General features: G+C 42.3%; 18 protein-coding genes. 10 read left to right on the top strand and 8 right to left on the bottom strand.

What is annotated here, in order from left to right:
* Positions 1 to 728 precede the first annotated feature (728 nt).
* Both HWQ39_RS21575 and cphA read left to right on the top strand, forming a co-directional pair.
* On the top strand, positions 729 to 1,592 hold the full coding sequence (locus HWQ39_RS21575; RefSeq protein ID WP_094348499.1) for a cyanophycinase: 864 nt from the start codon (positions 729 to 731) through the stop codon (positions 1,590 to 1,592).
* Between the two features lie 425 nt (positions 1,593 to 2,017).
* A complete protein-coding gene (cphA, locus tag HWQ39_RS21570; RefSeq protein ID WP_292849548.1) occupies positions 2,018 to 4,723 on the top strand; it encodes a cyanophycin synthetase in 2,706 nt (901 codons plus the stop codon).
* A 45-nt stretch (positions 4,724 to 4,768) separates the two neighbouring features.
* Here cphA and tatA read toward each other — a convergent pair whose 3' ends face one another.
* Both tatA and HWQ39_RS21560 read right to left on the bottom strand, forming a co-directional pair.
* Complete coding sequence (gene tatA, locus HWQ39_RS21565; RefSeq protein WP_094348761.1) at positions 4,769 to 4,942, bottom strand: twin-arginine translocase TatA/TatE family subunit; 174 nt, start codon at positions 4,940 to 4,942, stop codon at positions 4,769 to 4,771.
* A gap of 77 nt (positions 4,943 to 5,019) precedes the next feature.
* Positions 5,020 to 6,423 carry a serine/threonine-protein kinase gene (locus HWQ39_RS21560; protein ID WP_292849406.1) on the bottom strand — a complete coding sequence of 468 codons (1,404 nt, stop codon included), beginning with the start codon at positions 6,421 to 6,423 and terminating at the stop codon, positions 5,020 to 5,022.
* A gap of 93 nt (positions 6,424 to 6,516) precedes the next feature.
* Between HWQ39_RS21560 and cbiT the strand changes: the two genes are divergently transcribed.
* Together cbiT and HWQ39_RS21550 are read left to right on the top strand one after the other, a co-directional pair.
* Entirely contained in the window at positions 6,517 to 7,119 is a 603-nt protein-coding gene (cbiT, locus tag HWQ39_RS21555) for a precorrin-6Y C5,15-methyltransferase subunit CbiT (RefSeq protein WP_292849404.1), read from the top strand.
* A 142-nt stretch (positions 7,120 to 7,261) separates the two neighbouring features.
* A complete protein-coding gene (locus HWQ39_RS21550) occupies positions 7,262 to 8,143 on the top strand; it encodes a phosphatidate cytidylyltransferase (protein WP_292849402.1) in 882 nt (293 codons plus the stop codon).
* Positions 8,144 to 8,545: 402 nt separating this feature from the next.
* Here HWQ39_RS21550 and HWQ39_RS21545 read toward each other — a convergent pair whose 3' ends face one another.
* Positions 8,546 to 9,259 (bottom strand): DUF2993 domain-containing protein, encoded by a 714-nt coding sequence (locus tag HWQ39_RS21545; protein ID WP_292849400.1) that lies wholly within the window; start codon positions 9,257 to 9,259, stop codon positions 8,546 to 8,548.
* A 134-nt stretch (positions 9,260 to 9,393) separates the two neighbouring features.
* Between HWQ39_RS21545 and HWQ39_RS21540 the strand changes: the two genes are divergently transcribed.
* On the top strand, positions 9,394 to 10,206 hold the full coding sequence (locus HWQ39_RS21540) for a pseudouridine synthase (protein ID WP_292849398.1): 813 nt from the start codon (positions 9,394 to 9,396) through the stop codon (positions 10,204 to 10,206).
* Positions 10,181 to 10,993, top strand: coding sequence for a RodZ family helix-turn-helix domain-containing protein (locus HWQ39_RS21535; protein WP_292849396.1), 813 nt, complete (start codon positions 10,181 to 10,183; stop codon positions 10,991 to 10,993). The genes HWQ39_RS21540 and HWQ39_RS21535 overlap by 26 nt, the downstream gene beginning before the upstream one ends.
* A 77-nt stretch (positions 10,994 to 11,070) precedes the next feature.
* Here HWQ39_RS21535 and malQ read toward each other — a convergent pair whose 3' ends face one another.
* Entirely contained in the window at positions 11,071 to 12,579 is a 1,509-nt protein-coding gene (gene malQ, locus HWQ39_RS21530; RefSeq protein WP_292849394.1) for a 4-alpha-glucanotransferase, read from the bottom strand.
* 201 nt (positions 12,580 to 12,780) lie between these two features.
* Here malQ and HWQ39_RS21525 point away from each other — a divergent pair, with 201 nt between their 5' ends.
* Entirely contained in the window at positions 12,781 to 13,212 is a 432-nt protein-coding gene (locus HWQ39_RS21525; RefSeq protein WP_292849392.1) for an NUDIX hydrolase, read from the top strand.
* Between the two features lie 109 nt (positions 13,213 to 13,321).
* Positions 13,322 to 14,629: a Rid family detoxifying hydrolase gene (locus HWQ39_RS21520; RefSeq protein ID WP_292849390.1), complete on the top strand. Its 1,308-nt coding sequence runs from the start codon at positions 13,322 to 13,324 to the stop codon at positions 14,627 to 14,629.
* A gap of 74 nt (positions 14,630 to 14,703) precedes the next feature.
* Here HWQ39_RS21520 and tumE read toward each other — a convergent pair whose 3' ends face one another.
* A complete protein-coding gene (gene tumE / locus HWQ39_RS34455; protein WP_366932292.1) occupies positions 14,704 to 15,051 on the bottom strand; it encodes a toxin TumE in 348 nt (115 codons plus the stop codon).
* A gap of 24 nt (positions 15,052 to 15,075) precedes the next feature.
* Complete coding sequence (gene tumA / locus HWQ39_RS21510) at positions 15,076 to 15,306, bottom strand: antitoxin TumA (protein WP_292849388.1); 231 nt, start codon at positions 15,304 to 15,306, stop codon at positions 15,076 to 15,078.
* A gap of 363 nt (positions 15,307 to 15,669) precedes the next feature.
* On the opposite strand from tumA, the gene HWQ39_RS21505 reads away from it, so the two are divergent.
* Positions 15,670 to 16,707 (top strand): hypothetical protein, encoded by a 1,038-nt coding sequence (locus HWQ39_RS21505; protein ID WP_292849386.1) that lies wholly within the window; start codon positions 15,670 to 15,672, stop codon positions 16,705 to 16,707.
* A 307-nt stretch (positions 16,708 to 17,014) separates the two neighbouring features.
* On the opposite strand, the gene HWQ39_RS21500 is transcribed toward HWQ39_RS21505, so the two are convergent.
* Both HWQ39_RS21500 and HWQ39_RS21495 read right to left on the bottom strand, forming a co-directional pair.
* Positions 17,015 to 17,662 carry a (2Fe-2S) ferredoxin domain-containing protein gene (locus HWQ39_RS21500; protein ID WP_292849384.1) on the bottom strand — a complete coding sequence of 216 codons (648 nt, stop codon included), beginning with the start codon at positions 17,660 to 17,662 and terminating at the stop codon, positions 17,015 to 17,017.
* Between the two features lie 70 nt (positions 17,663 to 17,732).
* The gene (locus HWQ39_RS21495) at positions 17,733 to 17,984 is read right to left on the bottom strand and encodes an Asr1405/Asl0597 family protein (protein WP_292849382.1); all 252 of its coding nucleotides are present in this window, start codon (positions 17,982 to 17,984) and stop codon (positions 17,733 to 17,735) included.
* 531 nt (positions 17,985 to 18,515) lie between these two features.
* Here HWQ39_RS21495 and HWQ39_RS21490 point away from each other — a divergent pair.
* Complete coding sequence (locus HWQ39_RS21490) at positions 18,516 to 19,070, top strand: Dps family protein (protein ID WP_292849380.1); 555 nt, start codon at positions 18,516 to 18,518, stop codon at positions 19,068 to 19,070.
* The last annotated feature ends 327 nt before the right edge of the window (positions 19,071 to 19,397 follow it).

Raw genomic sequence — 19,397 nt, 5'->3', positions numbered from 1 at the left:
TATTCGAGGACACTAATCTTAAATTTGAATGTCTAGCAAACATCAGCAAGCCAAGGTCGGGTTAAACTCCAGTTAAACTTTATCAATAGTATCTAAAACTACCAGACCTCTTGGATTTTAGATGGGATCAAAAGTTTTTCTAATTACTTAATTTATGTTTAAATGTTGTCACAACTACATTTAAATTAATAATCATATCAAGTTAACAACTTCCAGGATGCATCAAGCCGACCTCAGAAAAAAGCGTAGTCTTAAATGCTTGTCCCCAATACTAAAGGGGGAATCTAGCCTCCAAAGACTATTTTGCCCTGCTGCAAGTGGACAGGTGAAAAACAAGGCACTGGCTTTGAGGGATGAGAGAGAACAAACACGTTTAGACTGAGGCAACGCGAGCGTTATGGCGAGAATTTGGAGAGTGGCTGACCCAGTTCCAAACTTCCAAAAAGTGTCCTCTCTAAAGTTGCAAAGCGCAAAAATCATGGCTGCTTCCGAACCTTGTTAAATTCACACGCCATTCGCCACAAGCCGGGGAAAACACGCCAGATGCTCCACTTGGGGAAACCCCAAGACCCCTTCGGGGTTCGGCAGTTGTTCATGGGGGAAACCTCCAAGACTACACTGCCTCACCGCACTGGCTCCCCAAGACCGCGCTGCCGACGCTCCTGCGTCGCTAACGCTGCGCTAACACCAAGGCGATGGCTCCTGAAGTTGTTGACAGGAGAAACAAAATGCCGCAATTACAAGCTAAATCGCTAGAAATGAGGACACCCCAAGCAACTAAAACCGCCGTTCTGGTTATCGGAGGTGCAGAAGATAAAGTTCATGGGCGCGAAATCCTACGAACTTTTTTTGGACGCGCCGGTGCTAGTAAGGCTTATATTACAATTATTCCATCTGCCTCTCGCGAACCTGCCATCATCGGTGGTCGGTATATTCGCATTTTTGAAGAAATGGGTGCCCAGAAGGTAGAGATTTTAGACATCCGCGAACGGGAACAGTGTGAAGCCTCCCAGATTAAAGCATCCTTAGAAGCCTGTAGTGGGGTATTTTTGACAGGAGGAGACCAGCTGCGTCTTTGTGGCGTATTGGCAGATACGCCAGCAATGGAAATTATTCGTCAACGGGTGAGGGCGGGGCAACTGACGTTAGCAGGCACCAGTGCAGGAGCGGCAGTGATGGGGCATCATATGATTGCTGGCGGTGGTAGTGGAGAAACGCCAAATCGTTCCCTAGTAGATATGGCAACTGGTTTGGGATTTATTCCTGAAGTAATCGTTGACCAACACTTTCACAACCGTAATCGGATGGGGCGATTGATTAGCGCGATCGCAGCTCATCCCGATCGTTTAGGTATTGGCATTGACGAAGATACTTGCGCTGTGTTTGAACGTGATGGGTGGTTACAAGTTATGGGTAAAGGCAGTGTCACCATTGTTGATCCCACTGAGTTGACCCACACCAACGAACCTCATGTTGGCGCTAATGAACCATTAACCGTACATAATTTACGTCTTCATATCCTCAGCTACGGCGATCGCTTCCACTTGTACCAGCGGACTGTATTGCCTGCTGTACATCGAATTTCCAGCTGACGGTATAGACTATCTGAGGTTACACTGAGTTGACCGCAAATTTTAGATGTTGGATTTTGCGAAAAGTTGTAAGGAGGGTTTCCCTCCGTAGCAAACTTTTCAAGACGGATTTTAGATTAAAAGAACTTTTCGGTACATACTACCAGAAAGTAGACAAAACCAATCTAAAAGAACTTCAATGACTCGGTTTAGCTAACTATCGTCAATCTAAAATTCAGAGAGTTAAGTACCCTAGTAGTATCTTTACAATCTAAAATGTCAATCTAAAATCCAAAATTGGTTGGCCGCACGTTTATTATTTCTTACCGTACAAAAATGATAAGAATACCATGTAAAAAGAAAAAACTGTTTTTCATGAACAGTTTAGCGGTCAATTCCAGTAAGAAACTAGAATTTTGGTTCCGAATCTCCATCTACCTATTCCCATGAGAATCCTCAAGATCCAGACCTTACGCGGCCCAAACTATTGGAGCATTCGACGCCACAAACTGATCGTCATGCGCCTCGATTTAGAAACCCTTGGCGAGACGCCCTCGAATGAAATCCCTGGCTTTTATGAAGGATTAGTTGAGGCGCTGCCGAGTCTGGAGGGTCACTATTGTTCGCCTGGCTGTCGTGGTGGTTTTTTGATGCGAGTCAAAGAAGGCACTATGATGGGTCATATCGTGGAACACGTAGCCTTAGAACTCCAAGAATTAGCAGGTATGCATGTCGGCTTTGGTCGCACCCGCGAAACCGCCACACCCGGAATTTATCAAGTAGTCATCGAGTACCTGAACGAGGAAGCGGGACGCTACGCTGGACGAGCCGCAGTACGGCTGTGCCAGAGTATCGTCGATCGAGGCCGTTATCCCAAGGCAGAACTAGAGCAAGATATCCAAGACCTGAAAGACTTCACCCGTGATGCTTCCTTAGGCCCTTCCACAGAAGCGATCGTCAAAGAAGCAGAAAAAAGAGGTATTCCCTGGATGTCGCTGGAAGCCCGCTTTTTGATTCAGCTAGGCTATGGCATCAACCAGAAGCGAATGCAGGCGACAATGACTGATAACACCAGCATTCTGGGTGTAGAACTAGCTTGCGATAAAGAAGCCACTAAACGCATCCTCGCTGCCGCTGGTGCGCCAGTACCCAGAGGTACAGTAATCAACTTTTTAGACGATTTAGAACAAGCCATTGAATTCGTGGGTGGCTATCCCATCGTCATTAAGCCCGTGGATGGCAATCATGGACGTGGGATCACCATTGATATCAGAACTTGGGAAGAAGCTGAAGCCGGATACGAAGCTGCCAGACAGGTTTCTCGGTCAATTATTATCGAAAGATATTATGTTGGGCGCGACCATAGGGTATTAGTAGTAAATGGCAAAGTCGTAGCAGTCGCCGAACGGGTTCCGGCTCATGTAATTGGCAACGGCAGATCCACTATCTCCGAACTGATCGAAGAAACCAACCTTGACCCAAATCGCGGTGAAGGACATGATAACGTTCTCACCAAGATTGAACTAGACCGCACCAGCTACCAATTGCTAGAAAGGCAAGGTTATACCCTAAATAGCGTGCCACCCAAGGGTACAATTTGTTATCTCAGGGCAACAGCCAACTTGAGTACAGGTGGTAGTGCCGTTGACCGTACTGATGAAATTCACCCAGAAAATCTTTGGTTGGCACAACGAGTTGTCAAGATTATCGGTTTGGATATCGCCGGTCTCGATATTGTCACCACGGATATTAGCCGTCCGCTGCGGGAAGTTGATGGCGTAATTGTCGAAGTTAACGCCGCCCCCGGCTTTCGGATGCACGTTGCCCCAAGTGTCGGCATTCCCCGCAATGTAGCCGGCGCAGTGATGGATATGTTGTTTCCTAACGAGCAATCTAGCCAAATTCCCATCCTCAGCATCACGGGTACTAATGGTAAAACCACCACTACCCGCCTACTAGCACATATTTATAAACAGACTGGTAAAGTGGTAGGTTATACCACTACAGATGGAACATATATCGGTGATTACTTAGTAGAAGCAGGCGATAACACCGGCCCCCAAAGTGCCCACGTCATCCTCCAAGATCCCACAGTAGAAGTAGCAGTGCTGGAAACGGCTCGTGGTGGCATTCTCCGCTCTGGATTGGGCTTTGAAGCCGCAAATGTGGGTATAGTATTAAATGTAGCCTCAGACCACTTAGGAATAGGCGATATAGATACCATTGAGCAGTTAGCTAACCTCAAGAGTGTAGTAGCGGAAGCCGTATTCCCGGATGGGTATGCCGTACTCAATGCCGACGATCGCCGCGTCGCCGCTATGTCAGAAAAAACTAAGGCTAATATTGCTTACTTCACCATGAACCCCGACTCGGAATTAGTGCGGAAGCACATCCAAAAGGGCGGAGTAGCGGCAGTGTATGAAAATGGTTATTTGTCAATTGTTAAAGGTGATTGGACACACCGGATAGAAAGAGCCGAAAATATACCTTTAACAATGGGCGGACGTGCGCCGTTTATGATTGCCAACGCTTTAGCTGCAAGTTTGGCAGCATTCGTGCAAAACGTCACAATTGAACAGATTCGTGCTGGTTTGAGGACTTTCCGGGCTTCAGTTAGCCAAACACCGGGACGAATGAATCTATTTAATTTAGGCAACTACCACGCTTTGGTAGACTATGCCCACAACGCAGCTAGTTACGAAGCTGTAGGTTCCTTTGTGCGAAACTGGACTACAGGACAACGGATTGGTGTAATTGGTGGGCCAGGCGATCGCCGCGACGAAGATTTTGTTACTTTGGGTAAGCTAGCAGCACAAATTTTTGATTACATCATCATCAAAGAAGACGATGATACACGGGGAAGACTACGGGGATCAGCCGCCCAGTTGATTATTCAAGGTATCACCGAAGTGAAGCCTGATAGCCGCTATGAATCAATTTTGGATGAAACCCAAGCGATAAATAAAGGCTTAGACATGGCTCCTGATAATAGTCTGGTGGTAATTTTGCCAGAAAGCGTTACTCGGGCGATTAAATTAATTAAGCTGCGTGGTCTAGCGAAGGAAGAGACACACCAACAAAATACTGGCACAACTGTCAATGATTCCCAAAATGGGATTACACCTTCTTCTGTTGTTAATACCTTGCTTTAGTCATGCGGAGTCAGTGCGCTGACTCCTATATTCTGACTCCTTTTATTATTGTTTTTCTTCTTCCTGATTGGTTTCTTCACTGGGAGTTTTCATCTCCTCCTTAAAACCTCGTAGGGTTTTCCCCAGTGCAGTCCCCAGTTCAGGAATTTTTTTTGGGCCGAAAATTAGAATAGCGACTATGCTAATTACAGCTATTTCTGGCCATCCCAGTCCAAACATATAAATTTCCTCTAAGGCATCTGTAATTAAATATAGACATTGATGGCTCACATCCCATAGGTTCTTGATGAGCGCAACTAACTTCTAATTGGATTGGTAATTGGCAAATCTAACCAATCGCTTAATTCCTGAGCTAGCCATTCCAGTTCCGCTTCCGATTTAATCGCACCACCATTACCACCAAGTTGATATTTTTTTACTCCTACCCAAATATCCAATTGCGCGGGAACGGCAATTCTAGTGCCTTCAGAATCTTTAGTAAAATGTTTGGGAATGTAAACCAACTTATTAATACTTTGCCTTGACGATGCACGGGGACGATAAAATTTCCAAGCAAACAACTCCCAGGTTAGGGCAATTTGTTTGGGATTAAGGCGTAGGCAGATGCGTCCAAATAAATTGAAAAGAAATTTATACACCATCATCAAGCCAGCACCCCAAAATGGAAGCGAGAACAAAGCAAAGAAGATATTGACAGGAAAAGGTGCTGAGAGTGCGCCAAGTGTCCAAAATAGGATAAATGAATTCCAGACGATCGCAAATAAACCTGTAAATACTATTGATGGATCAAAACCAGATGGTGGAACGATAATTTCTAGAGAATCCCCATTTCTGGTTAGTTGAATCTTACTCCCATCTGGTTTGCCAACAACTAAAGTAGTTGAGTTTGCCGGTTGTGGTTTCTCTAAAGCTGCCAGTGCAGCATTTGCAGAACTCAAACGGCGTTCTAAACTGGGTTCAATCATCCACTTTAACCAATTGCTAAAGTTGGGACTGAGATTAGCCAGTTGTTCAAACTGAATCCGAAAATCCTTTTGGGGTAAATCGGCTGGGTGAGTACCCGTCATTAAATAAATTAAGGTTGCACCTAAACTATAAAGGTCTGATGCTGCAACAGTGCGTCCGCCAAATTGCTCTGGTGGCATATAGCCATAAGTTCCGACTACAGTTCTTGTCCCGGTTTCGGTAGCCAAGACGGTTTGTACTGAGCCAAAATCTACCAAATAAACTTGACCAATACTATTGCCAGAGCGATCGCTCAATAAAATATTGCTAGGCTTAATATCACGGTGAATTACAGGCGGATGTAGCTCATGTAGGTAAACGAGAATCTCTAAAAGTGCTTTAGCTATCTCTTTGACTTCAATTTCTGTAAAAGTCCGCCCAGTTTGTAAACATTGCTCTAAAGTTTGTGCAGGGATATAAGTTTGTACTAGAGCAAATCCTTTGATGGTTGGTAGATTTACCTCAAAATAGTTTAAATAGCCAGGAATTGAGGGATGTGCTAGGTTTTTTAAAGTTTCAGCTTCTCGCTCGAACAACTTGAGTGAATCCCACTCAAAGTCACTACTAAAAGAGAGTAACTTGATGACAACTAATTCCTGAGTTTGCAAATCACGGGCTAATAGCGTCCGCCGCCCTGCTTTTTTTCCTAATAGCTGCTGAACTTCGTAGCGTTCGCCTAATATTTCGCCAATCATTATGTTTTCTTATAATGCTACGGTTGAAAAGTTTTATAGCTTATAGCTTTTCAATTTGGCAAATTGATATCTTTAGTATAATTGCGTAATTCTATGCCCTCCCAACTTTGGCCTTATATTACCCCTGGTATTCCCGATGAATTATTTGAACATTTGCCAGGAATTCCTCTGAGTCAGCGAGAAGTCCGACTGCTATTGATTTCCCAACTGCGGCTAAAATCAGATTCCGTGTTGTGGGATATTGGCGCAGGGACGGGTACAATTCCGGTAGAGGTGGGGCTATTGTGTCCAGGTGGACAGATTATCGCGATCGAAAGGGATGAAGAAGTAGCTAATCTGATCAAGCGTAACTGTGATCGCTTTGATGTGAAAAACGTCGAAGTAGTTGAAGGAAGCGCCCCGGAGTGTTTACACGATCTTAAGGTTGCCCCTCACCGTATTTGTATTGAGGGAGGACGCCCCATTCAGGAAATACTGCAAGCAGCTTGGCATTATTTGCCGCCATCCGGTCGGGTTGTAGCCACAGCTGCTAATCTAGAAAGTCTATATGCTATTTCTCAGAGCTTTTCTCTGTTAAGGGCTAGAAATATCGAAGTCGTACAATCTGCGGTTAACCGCTTAGAGACGCGCGGCTTTTCTCAAAGCTTTACCGCCGTTGATCCCATTTTTATCCTCAGTGGTGAGAAACTAGACTAAATCCAAAAGATTTTAGATTTTAGATTTTAGATTTTAGATTGGGGATTTAGGGCATAAGAAACCAAGCCACAATTACCAATCCCTAATCTCGAATAGCTAATCTCTAATCCAAAATCCAAAATCCAAAATCCAAAATACTTCTATGCCTTGGTCTCGGATTATTAGTGGAATTGTTGCGATCGCTCTTGCTCTTTCAGTTACCCTTTTGGGTGGTTGGTATTTTACCATCATGTTTGCGGTTATCGTCTTTTTGGGACAACAGGAATATTTTAATTTGGTGCGAGCCAGAGGTATAGTTCCTGCTGCTAAAACCACAATGGCTGCTAGCCAAGTATTGCTGGTAATTTGCACGCTAGATGGCAGTTTAGCTGATGCTGTGATGCCAATAGCTGGCACACTTATTTGTTTTTACCTGCTGTTTCAACCCAAATTTGCCACGATCGCTGATGTTTCCGCTTCCATTATGGGGCTATTTTATGTAGGTTATTTACCAAGTTACTGGGTGCGGTTACGAGCAATTGATAGTGCTGCTTTTAGCAATCTCCCTTTTGGAGGTTACTGGCCCACAAACTGGATCGATTTCTGGGAGAAGGCAAATTCCGCTTCTCTACCACAAGGTTTTACAGCAACACTGCTAACTTTTTTGTGTATTTGGGCAGCCGATATCGGTGCTTACACCATTGGCAAATTCTTTGGAAAAACCCGTCTGTCTGAGATTAGCCCGAAAAAAACTGTAGAAGGTGCTGTTTTTGGTATTACTTCAAGTGTTGCTGTAGCCGTAGCAGGAGCCTATTATCTCCACTTGCCAAGATCCCCCTTTACTGGTTTAGCATTAGGTTTGCTGATTGGTATCGCTAGTCTTTTAGGGGATCTCACTGAATCTATGCTCAAGCGGGATGCTGGAGTTAAAGATTCTGGACAATTAATCCCCGGTCATGGTGGTATTTTAGACCGTACCGATAGTTATATTTTTACTGCTCCTTTGGTTTATTATTTCGTGACACTACTGTTGCCGCTACTGTAGCGGTTTTCAGTTGAGTTCAATATAGACCTAAGAAAAACAGCCCCAACCCTTGTAGGGATTGTCATTAACCACATTTTTGTCACAGTTAAAGTATTGCACTGACCTATATCCCGCCCGGAATTTAAATTCCGGGCGGGATGTAGCTCAAGTCCACTCAAGTGGACTAAAATTCTGATGTAGTCCTCTTGAGAGGGCTTAAGCTATTAGCCTTGGAATTCTATTCCGAAGCGGGATAGCAACGAAGCGAGTAAAGTGTTTATCGTCCCTTCAATGCAATAACTTGGAATTCTATTCCGAGGTGGGATAGCAACGAAGCGGGGGATTATCCCCTTGTCCTCCTCATCCCCTGAGAGGCACTAGATCATTTAAAATACTGTATTAGCATTTTTAAATCTGTCATCATCAAGGGTTAACGTTAATCTTCCCACGACACATCAGTTTACCTGGGATCAGTGTAAGTTCTTGGATATCGACATCTGAGCCAAGATCCAGATTGTACTCATGATTGTCTTCTAACATATCTGCTTGGGCAGGCTGGATTGGAATCAGTGCCACTTGCAACTCATGCCCACTGAGTAACTGTAAGCCCAGACAAATCTCTAGAGGCGTCGTTTCACTATTGGTTACTCTCAAACCTCGCAGTATAATTTGGTTGTTCCCTAGAAGAATTTCTTGCCAATTAATTGGTTGTGTCTGTGGGTAATGTGTTGGTAAAACCTTAACCAATAAATCACTCAAAGCAGTCGATAATAAGTCAGATGAGAGAGAAGCATTGAGATCCTTCTCATCTATGATTAAATCGCCAACCACTGGTACTTTTTCTAATAGTCGTAGGGATTTTCCCTTGAGTACGGAGCCGATGTTTATCCGAATATTTTCTGCTGTTAATTTAATTTGTGTAATCTGAAGACCTTGATAAACTGGATGAGTGGCAAAAATAGATACCGAAGGGATGCGCCCAGAGAAAAGTTGGCGATCGCTCGCTTTGATCTCCACTTCTAATTCCGATATTTGACTGACTTGCGCTCTTAACCAGAGCTTGACTGCTGTTGTAAGTACCTGCGTAATTATGCGGATTTTATTTGCATTTGTTGTTTGGGAATTTTGCTCTGGCATTTAACCAATCTGTTTATGGGTATTTGTTCAACAACTGAACATAAATTAAACAAGCCTTAAATGTAACATTTATGCCTACTCGCTACAAAATGCAAATATCATTTAATTGTTAACAGTAAATCAGCAATTTCCACATGGAGGTACGGTTACAAAAAATTATTGCTCAATGGGGTATCGCCTCTCGTCGCGAAGCCGAAGAAATGATTAGGCACTCACGGGTGCAGATCAATGGCGTGTTGGCACATTTAGGTCAAAAAGTTGATCCCGAAAAAGATGCGATCGCCATCGATGGTAAACCTGTATCCGAAAAGCAGCGTCCGGCTTTAATATATCTATTGCTGCACAAACCAGCGGGGGTGGTTTCGACTTGCTACGACCCTCACTACAGACCAACAGTTCTGGATCTACTACCGAAAGAATTACGGGAGGGTTCAGGTATTCACCCAGTTGGTCGTCTAGATGCAGACTCCACAGGAGCATTAATCCTAACCAATGACGGAGAACTGACATTTGGATTAACCCATCCCCGCCACAGTATTTCCAAGACATATCATGTTTTGGTCAAAGGACACCCTCCAGAAACAGTACTCCAAAAGTGGCGTCAGGGTGTGATGTTGGAGGGTAGAAAAACCAGGGCTGCTAAGGTACGTCTAATCGAACGCCGTGCCGAGCAAAGCTTTTTAGAAATAGTGTTGCAGGAGGGAAGAAATCGCCAAATTCGCCGTATAGCTCAACAGTTAGGATACCCAGTAATTAAGCTGCATCGGACTGCTATCGGCCCAATTCAATTACAAACTCTAAAGGAACCCTTTTTGTCAGAGGGTAAATATCGTTCCCTCAAAGATCATGAGATTCACTTTTTGCAAGAACAAATAACGCAACCTATTAAAGATTTAGCGGAATTAAGGAGTGTCAGTAGGCATGAAATGGCTAAGAAAGAAGAATAATCACCAGCCATCACTTTCATTAGAGGAACAACGAGCCGAAAAGTTAGCAGAATTAGGCGCTCAACTTTGGGCATTACGGCAAGAACAGGGTCTTTCTCTAGAGCAAGTGGTTGTATTGACCAGAATTCCTCGGCGATTATTGCAGGCGATCGAAGAAGGTAATTTAAACGATTTGCCAGAACCAGTCTATATTCAGGGTTTGATTAGGCAATTTGCGGAAGCTCTAGGCTTGAATGGAGTAGAATTTTCTGGCACTTTTCCAATCAGTTCTGCAAAAGTGAACTCCCAAGGTATTGGGAATACTTCACCCCTAGCTCAATTACGTCCAATTCATCTTTACTTTCTTTACATATTGCTAATAGTATGCTCTGTAAATGGGTTGTCTCAGTTATTAAATAACGCAGTACTACAAGCAAGTAATAGCCAAAATCAGCCATATCCCAAACAAAAGTCTGTTGTCAAGCCAGAATTAGCTCAACTAAAAGAGTCAATGGAGGTACAACCCGTCAGCGACAACCTGAGCGGCGTCCAAAAGGAACAGGTTGTACAGATTGGTGTCACCTTGAAAGCCTCATCTTGGATTCGTGTAGTAGCTGATGGCAAAACCGAGTTTGAGGGTATTCTGCCAGAGGGAACTCATCGAATTTGGAAAGCCCAAGAGCAATTGACAGTGAAAACTGATAATGCTGGCGGTGTTTTGATGAGTGTCAATCAGGAGAAGGCTAAAGAAATGGGAGAACCAGGGAAAGAGGAAGAAGTTAGGATTGCTGCCAAGCCTAAGTTTTGAAATATAGGGAATGGGGCATGGGAAATTGGGCATGGGGCAGGGGCATTGGTTATTATTTCTCCCCATGCCCCCCTGTCTCACTGCTCTTCCGGGGCGCGTCCATTAAGTCTAGTCAGAACTTTTAAGCGATCGCGCCATTCATCTCTCAAGGCTCCTTCTTGATAGCGCCATTCCCAGTTACCCTCAGCAATACTGGGAAAATTCATCCGCGCTTCGTTTCCTAATCCCAAAATATCTTGCAAAGGAATAATCGCTTGGTTAGCGATGGAACTCAAAGCTAGGCGAATTAAATCCCAGTGGACTCCTTCAGGGCTGATGCAACCTAAATAAAGCCATAAGTTTTGCTTTTCGTAGTCGTTAGCTGTGTTGAACCAGCCTATGGTTGTGTCATTATCGTGAGTTCCGGTATAAACTACAGCATTCCGCGAGTAATTGAATGGCAAAAATGGATTAACGGGATCTGAACCAAAGGCAAACTGCAAAATTTTCATTCCAGGAAATTCATACTTGTCTCGCAGCGCTTCTACTCCTGGTGTAATTACCCCCAAATCTTCTGCTAAGACGGGTAGCTTGCCCAACTTCTGTTTGATCGCATCAAAAAAAGCTTCTCCAGGTGCTTCCACCCATTCGCCATTAATGGCAGTTTCTTCACCTTTGGGTACTGACCAATATGCCTCGAAGCCCCGAAAGTGGTCAATGCGAATTATATCGACATAATCCAGCATGGCCTCAAAGCGCTGTACCCACCATTTAAAGTCTTGTTTTTGCAGTTCCTCCCAGTTATAAACCGGGTTTCCCCACAATTGACCTGTGGCGCTAAAGTAATCTGGTGGAACTCCTGCCATTTGGGCAACTTCCCCCGTTTCTTCGTCTAAGCAAAAGATGTTGGGATGCGCCCACACGTCGGCACTATCATGAGCTACATAGATAGGGATATCGCCGATAATATCAATGCCGCGCATATTCGCGTAGTTTTTCAGGTCTGACCACTGCCGGAAAAACTCAAATTGGATGAACTTGTAATAAAAAATATCTCCGTTGAGTCGGCTTTCTACCTGAGCTAATGCTTCTGGTTCCCGCTTGACAAATTCAGGCTCCCATGTATTCCAACTTGCTCCATTGTTAGCATCTTTCAGCGCCATAAATAAGGCGTAATTATCTAACCAATAGGCTTTACTGTCGCAAAAGCCTTCAAACTCTTTATGCTGGATAGGCGTAGCATTGGCTCTAAAGTTTTCACAGGCTTTTTTGAGTAGCCCAATTTTAATCGGTACAACCTGCTCAAAATCTACCTTTTCTGCCGGAAATCCTGGTAAATGAGCAAAGTCTTCTTCAGATAGCAAACCCTCTTCTAGAAGTTTTTCTGGGCTAATGAGCAGCGGATTTCCCGCCATTGCTGAGTAGCACATATATGGGGAATTACCGTATCCAGTGGGGCCCAGGGGTAAAACTTGCCAATATTGTTGATGGCTTTCTTTGAGAAAATCAATGAAGCGATAGGCTTCTAAGCCTAAATCCCCAACGCCAAATCGACTGGGAAAGGAAGTAGGATGCAGCAAAATGCCACTGGATCTAGGAAAAGGCATAAGTAACCTGAATTATGAGAGGGAGCAATTGTCTGATGGAGACGCGATGCGATCGCATCGAATTTATCACGGAACGGTATTTGCAGGGGAAATCAAGTAAACTCATTTTGTTTGTCATTTGTCTTTTGTCATTTGTCCTTTGGGAATAACCAATGACTCATGACTAATGACCAATGACTACTGACTAATGACTAAATAACTATGACTTACCGAAATCCTACACCGACAGTTGATATCATCATTGAACTAGTAGATCGACCTCATCGGCCAATAGTGTTAATTGAAAGACATAATTTCCCTTTAGGTTGGGCTATTCCTGGTGGCTTTGTAGATTATGGCGAGGCTGTGGAAGTGGCGGCACGGCGAGAAGCTGAGGAAGAGACAGGTTTAGAGGTGGAGTTGGTTGAACAATTACTCGTGTATTCTGATCCCAATCGCGATCCGCGTCAGCATACAATTAGTATTGTGTTTTTGGCGACAGCTAAGGGTGAACCAAAGGCTGGCGATGATGCTCAGGGTGTAGGGATTTTTGAGTATTGGTGTGTGCCTGGTAATTTATGTTTTGACCACGATCGCATTTTGCGTGATTATTGGCGGTATCGACATTATGGAATACGTCCGAGGTTGGGGTAAGAGGAATCAACCCCAAAGGACGCAAAGGGCGCAAAGAGAAAGGCAGAAGAATACCTGTGACACAAAGTTTTTGTGATTATACTGTGTCAGTGGTATTTAAAGGTGCATTATGGATGCTGAGGAACTTTTAGAGAAATACGCCGCAGGGGAACGGAAATTTCATTCAGTAAATTTGAGTCAAGAAAATCTCAAAGGTGCAGACCTCAGTGAGATAGACCTAACTAGTGCAAATTTCACTGGAGTTGATTTAAGTGGGGCAAACCTAACTAAAGCGAAGCTTAATAGTACAAATCTCACTAACGCATCTTTAGTAAATACAAAGTTGAATTCGGTAAGTGCTTCTTCAGCAATTTTTGCTTGGACAGACCTCAATGGTGCTGACTTAAGTCGGTCAACTCTGAATAGCGCAAATTTAAATCATGCAAACTTAGAACAGTCAAACCTAACAGCTATAGACCTAAGTAATGCACAATTAATTAATGCAAACCTAGATACAGCAAATTTAAGTGGAGCAAACCTTAGTAGCGCAAACTTGACTGCGGCTTCTTTAGCTGAAGCTAATCTCAGTAAAGCTAATCTAACTAAGGCAAATTTGGGTGAGGCGTACTTAACTGGATCTGACTTAACTTTAGCAAACTTAACTGAGGCAATATTGAAAAGTGCCAACCTTCAAGGAGCTAAACTTCATAGAGCGAATTTAAACCAAGTTGATCTATCAGGTATAAATTTGGCTGGTGTCGATTTGACAGCAGCATCTCTTCAAAGTGCAAACTTTACAAAAGCATTTCTCCAAGAAGCAAATTTAGAAAGAGCCAATCTGCGATGGGCAAATTTAATCAAGACAAATCTTGATGGAGCAAATTTGAAAAGAGCAGATTTAACTGGTGCAAGAACTTACGGCATGAGCTTTAAAAATGCTGACCTGACTGGTGCGATAATGCCAGATGGAAAGGTTTATAAACCGATCGCAGCTGAAGCAGAAATCGGTAGACAGGAAACATCGTTAGAGAAAGTAATATCTATGACACGTGAAGTAATTAATACTGATAATGCACCCGCTCCAGTGGGCCCTTATAATCAAGCGATCGCAGCTTCAGGTCAATTTGTCTTCATCGCTGGACAAATTGCCATCGATCCCCGCCTTGGTGATGTCGTCTATACTGATGATGTCAAAAAGCAAACAGAGCAGGTATTAGCTAACCTTGAAGCCATCCTTATAGCCGCTGGTGCGACTTTTCAAGATGTGGTAAAGACCACTGTATTTTTAGCTGATATGAATGATTTCGCGGCGGTGAATGCCATTTATGCTAAATATTTCCCAGAAGATACAGCCCCGGCGCGGGCTTGTGTGCAGGTATCGCGCTTACCTAAAGATGTGTTGGTAGAAATTGATGCGATCGCTGTAATTAACGGTTAGGAGAAATAGAACAATGAGCAAAATCTTAACGGTTCCATTTAATGGTTCTGTTTTGCAATGCAAATTTCATATTCCTACTCTAAAAACTTCATCACTTCTTGTAGCACATCGGCTATATGTGGCTTTTCGCAAGCAATTACATTGTCGAACAGATGTTTATGGTGCGGGAAGCTAGGCAAGTTGGGAAAATGTGGTGTACTGTCATAACGGAAAATCAGACTATTTTGCTCATCTTGAAAGTGATAGCGGTAATCGATATATGTAATTTGATTATCTATAATAACAAACGCTTCGCTGACTGCCAGTAAATGTTTGAGAGCAAAACGTATCCTAATGCGGAGATTAGCTCTATCTGGCGTTAAAATTATTGCACTATATTCCTCAACGTATGTGTTAGAGCAGTTGAATAAAAGTTGCTCAATTTCATCTAGATAGGTTGGATAACTTTACGCGACATCTCTGAGTTGGCTTTTTATCTCTTGATGTAGAGCTAGATAATGTTGGTAGTTTGCTGCCCATTCGACAAACACTTCATCGTCAGAAGTTTCTCCTTGGCTATATTTAGCAAAAAAATATTCTGAATTCATTTGGTACTTTATTTCATAGGTATTTAACTGTTTAGTCAGGGCAATCAGCGCATCTAGTGGAGATGTATATTCGATGATTTGTTTACGCATTTATTTCTGCATTTAATTTCATTAGTTTATCCTAAGCCTCTTCTTCTAAACTCCCGTCTCTTTTTTGCAAATCTAGATAAAATTCTGTTAATTACCTCTCAACAAACGCGTAGGCGTAGCCCGTCGTAGACATCGCCTCTACAACTTTGGGAATACTGAAACTAAGTATCCTAGAGGAGTATTAAAAATGGCAAAAAATCCTATCAGTGCCAGTTTAGCCCTAGCAGACAAAAGCCTTTGACCCTAAAATTAGAATTATATCTAGATAAATTATTAAATTTACTACTGGTTTTCAGTAAAAATCTGATACAACCTTATTGAAATATATTAACTCAGTACATCTACCAGCGTCATACAACAGCTATGAGTAATATCTCTGGATTTTCAGTTAGCAAACCTGTTGCATTATGGAATAAACCCATTAAGGCTGACTTTAAAGAACTATTTAAATCACTAGGGAAAGGTGTAATAGATGGAGTCTTGGGTAAGTGGGAAGAGGTAGCCAAAGATGCCGTAGACGGTATAACAGCACTAGGTTTAGGATCAGCACCAGAGGAAGTTGCTTGGTTACTAATTTACCGTTCTTTAGTAGAAGCAATAGTGAGTTTGATAAAAGGAAATCAAGAGTTGCTGTTTGAAAAACCAAACGAAAGCGATCTTGAGCTATTGTGCGATCGCCTCAACGATTCCCTATTAAGTATAGAATTGCGTATTGACCAAGATTTTTTTAGCCGTCCCAAAGATTTGCCGATTCTGGAAGCGATTAAAACTGCTTTTGCCGATTGGTTAAAATACTTTAGCGTCAATCAAGCCCAGGCACTAACAATTAGTCATCGTCTTCCTACTTATTTTGTGTATGCCCTACATGAAGAGTGGGCAAAACATCCAGAAAAATATGCTTGTTTAAAAGAAGAACTGGATACCCCTTTTACTCAAGCCAATGAACGGGAACAGTCATGGCAGCGTTATTTAGCTTGGCTACAAAAACAGGTTGAAGAACCGATGCTTTTAGAAGCCTTTGGTTTAAAACAGGTTTATGTTCCTTTACACGCCTACTATAAGCAGAAAGTTGGGGGTGAAAAAGAAGAAGAATTTAAACGCTGGGTGAGAGAAGATGAGAAATATCAGCGAATTGTTCTTGATTTAGAAACTGAACTAGAAGCTTGGTTAGAAAAAGGCGATCGCAATGATGCCATTAGAGTGATTAGTGGTGGCCCAGGAAGTGGTAAATCTTCCTTTGCCAAAATCTTTGCAGCTAACCAAGCAGAAAAAGGGAAAACTCCGGTTTTGTTTATTCCTTTGCACCATTTTGAACCCTCGGATGACTTAGTTGAGGCAGTTGGTAAGTTTGTCCGAGACGATACCAAACCAGCGCTAAACGCAATTGCCTACAAATATTAAGCGATCGCTTTTACAACTGTACCCAACTCATGACAAAGTGTATTGCGATCGCTTCATTCCCAACTTTTACAAAAGCTGAACCTGCACTACGTTGTTAGGGTGTGGATAAGCGATCGTAAGATTCCGGTTAAAAATTGCTCAATAGAAACCCTTCCACTCAAAAAACTGGCCTTAATTAAAGCCAGTTTTTTGATTTTATTGCTAACTTCTAGCAAATTTTACAGCCGAGCATTAATGGAACTGGAACACACTTAATGAAGATATTATTAAGCTTTCTCATTGAAATGTCAAGATTTAACTATTTTTTTCAGCAAAACTTACCGTTAGATATCGCTACTTCCCTTACATTTTCAGGCTTTGCGGATAAATTCTTGTCACCAAAATGCTGATTCATCAGCGCTGGGATTTGTGAAGCTTGAATTCGGCTATGGCGAGTTTTATCTGGCATAACTAGGTTTGGCCCAGCTTTACAGTTTTTCATACAACCAGTGCCCTTGATTGTAACCTGGTCTTCTAAACCGCGATCGCTTAAAGCTGCCTCCAATGCCTGACAAACTCCATTACCACCGCGTTTCATACAATCAGACTTTTGACACACCAAAATCGTGGCCTTAGTCTTAGCTGGTTTTACTTTGACATTATCAATAGATGGGGGTTCTTGTGGTGCTGCGATCGTTTGAACTGTAGCCATTTCAGAATTCGCCGCCATCACACGTTCAGCTTTCAGTGTAACTTTGTCTTTTTTTATATCGTATTCTTTATAACCAACAACTTGTAGCCAAGTACCTGCTGGTAGCCGCAAATCAAAAGCAGCCCGTAAATGTTTAGCAAGTTTAACGTAGCATTCACCCTCATGAGTACTCAGCAGTAAACCTTTGAGCTTATAGCCATCTTTAATAACAAAATTTATAAACCTGCCTTCAAGGCAAAATTCTGAAATCTGAGATACACCCATTTTTTTGACCTCCTTTTAACTAATACAAGCTATCAAGCAAGAAATTCTCAGCAGTACCTACCGATTAGAACTATTGATAGCGACTCTGCCAGCAGCACTCAAGAGTCCAAATCTGGTCTTGACGAGAGACTGTAAATCGCCGTATCACACTCCAAAGTTGAACAACCGCAGTCGGATTGCCAATTTCAACTTTCAATGGCTGGTTAGCCGCACAACTACAGGGAATGTCTAACTCCTTTAGACGTTGATAGACTTGCCAGCGGTCTGTCCAATTCACCTCTACAAGGTGACTTATTTCTATTTCTGAACTAAACGATTTCAAGAAAATTGCCCTCAAAGTGCAACAAACTTACAGTAAGCACCGCAATCTTACTCCCAGCTTTTTCAAAGTCTTAGGAGTTTAACTTCTTAAAACCAGCATAGCTTAAGTGCTAACAATTCTCATTAATTTTGGAAAAAAATAAAATTTTTGTAGCGATCGCATCAGGCAGAAATCAAGTCAAAATTCTTACATTGTTCGCGTAATGGTCGTTGAGACTTCTCGAAGCGCTAGGGAATATAAGGTTTAACTTCCAGCAAGAGCGAGAGATGAAGGAAAAAATTTTACCTTGTCTTCCCCATATCTCCACTCGGAAGCTACGCACACTAAAGCTTATTTGTCAATATTTATAATGGTACATATTGTTGTAATTTCATCATAGTACTATCATCCACCAAACTACAAACTGGAGATTTTCGGTAGGTAAAAATACAAAATCTTGTGATGGCAGATTGGCTTGCTCTTATTATTAAAATGTTAATATGTAAGGAATAAGCAGTTAAAATCTATAGCTGCTAAGAAGCGAGGAGAACAATGTCTGAAACGAAAACTTTGTTACGAAATTTTGGTCATGTATATGACAATCCGGTGTTGCTGGATCACAGTGTAACTGCTCCAGTCACAGAAGGATTTAACGTTATATTAGCTAGTTTCCAGGCACTGTACTTGCAGTACCAAAAGCATCATTTTGTAGTTGAAGGCTCAGAATTTTATTCTCTGCACGAGTTTTTCAACGAAAGCTACAACCAAGTACAAGACCATATCCATGAAATTGGAGAACGCTTGGACGGTCTAGGTGGTGTGCCAGTAGCGACCTTTAGCAAATTAGCAGAATTAACTGTTTTTGAGCAAGAATCTGAAGGCGTGTATTCCTCTCGCCAAATGGTGGAAAATGACCTGGCTGCCGAACAAGCAATTATTGGTGTAATTCGCCGCCAAGCTGCTCAGGCAGAGAGTTTAGGCGATCGGGGTACACGCTATCTGTACGAAAAGATTTTGTTGAAAACTGAGGAACGTGCTTATCATTTGTCACACTTCCTCGCTAAAGACAGCTTAACTTTAGGATTTGTCCAAGCTGCTCAAAGCTAAAACTCTCATAATCTAGATTTATCTACCTAGACTGAAAGAAAAAGTTGGCAGCACTAACTCTTAAAATATTATAAAAAATGGCAGGGAATGGTATAACTACATCTCTGCCATTTTTGATTTAAGTAAACATATTTACATAATATTTAATATTGATAATATTTAGTAATTAGCTAGTGAAAATAATTCCTATCTAAGTAATCTATCTGTGCATAAATAAGTAAATGGATATATGCCAAAATAAATCACCATTCGTTGAAAAGCATCATCCGGTTAAATAATAAAGATTTGCAAAAGCTTTAAAAATTTAAGCATCACAATTAAATAAAA

Source organism: Nostoc sp. NMS8 (assembly GCF_017115045.1).
Lineage (GTDB): Bacteria > Cyanobacteriota > Cyanobacteriia > Cyanobacteriales > Nostocaceae > Nostoc.
The sequence above is the reverse complement of the archived record's forward strand: the minus strand, read 5'-3'. Positions and strand labels throughout refer to the sequence as shown.

Coding starts and splice junctions, on each gene's coding strand:
- HWQ39_RS21545 (WP_292849400.1), bottom strand. CDS start 9,259: ATGCCAGAGCAAAATTCCCAAACAACAAATGCAAATAAAATCCGCATA.
- HWQ39_RS21560 (WP_292849406.1), bottom strand. CDS start 6,423: ATGATTGGCGAAATATTAGGCGAACGCTACGAAGTTCAGCAGCTATTA.
- HWQ39_RS21575 (WP_094348499.1), top strand. CDS start 729: ATGCCGCAATTACAAGCTAAATCGCTAGAAATGAGGACACCCCAAGCA.
- HWQ39_RS21505 (WP_292849386.1), top strand. CDS start 15,670: ATGAGTAATATCTCTGGATTTTCAGTTAGCAAACCTGTTGCATTATGG.
- HWQ39_RS21540 (WP_292849398.1), top strand. CDS start 9,394: ATGGAGGTACGGTTACAAAAAATTATTGCTCAATGGGGTATCGCCTCT.
- HWQ39_RS21550 (WP_292849402.1), top strand. CDS start 7,262: ATGCCTTGGTCTCGGATTATTAGTGGAATTGTTGCGATCGCTCTTGCT.
- tumA (WP_292849388.1), bottom strand. CDS start 15,306: ATGCGTAAACAAATCATCGAATATACATCTCCACTAGATGCGCTGATT.
- HWQ39_RS21500 (WP_292849384.1), bottom strand. CDS start 17,662: ATGGGTGTATCTCAGATTTCAGAATTTTGCCTTGAAGGCAGGTTTATA.
- HWQ39_RS21535 (WP_292849396.1), top strand. CDS start 10,181: ATGAAATGGCTAAGAAAGAAGAATAATCACCAGCCATCACTTTCATTA.
- cbiT (WP_292849404.1), top strand. CDS start 6,517: ATGCCCTCCCAACTTTGGCCTTATATTACCCCTGGTATTCCCGATGAA.
- malQ (WP_292849394.1), bottom strand. CDS start 12,579: ATGCCTTTTCCTAGATCCAGTGGCATTTTGCTGCATCCTACTTCCTTT.
- HWQ39_RS21490 (WP_292849380.1), top strand. CDS start 18,516: ATGTCTGAAACGAAAACTTTGTTACGAAATTTTGGTCATGTATATGAC.
- tatA (WP_094348761.1), bottom strand. CDS start 4,942: ATGTTTGGACTGGGATGGCCAGAAATAGCTGTAATTAGCATAGTCGCT.
- cphA (WP_292849548.1), top strand. CDS start 2,018: ATGAGAATCCTCAAGATCCAGACCTTACGCGGCCCAAACTATTGGAGC.
- HWQ39_RS21520 (WP_292849390.1), top strand. CDS start 13,322: ATGGATGCTGAGGAACTTTTAGAGAAATACGCCGCAGGGGAACGGAAA.
- HWQ39_RS21525 (WP_292849392.1), top strand. CDS start 12,781: ATGACTTACCGAAATCCTACACCGACAGTTGATATCATCATTGAACTA.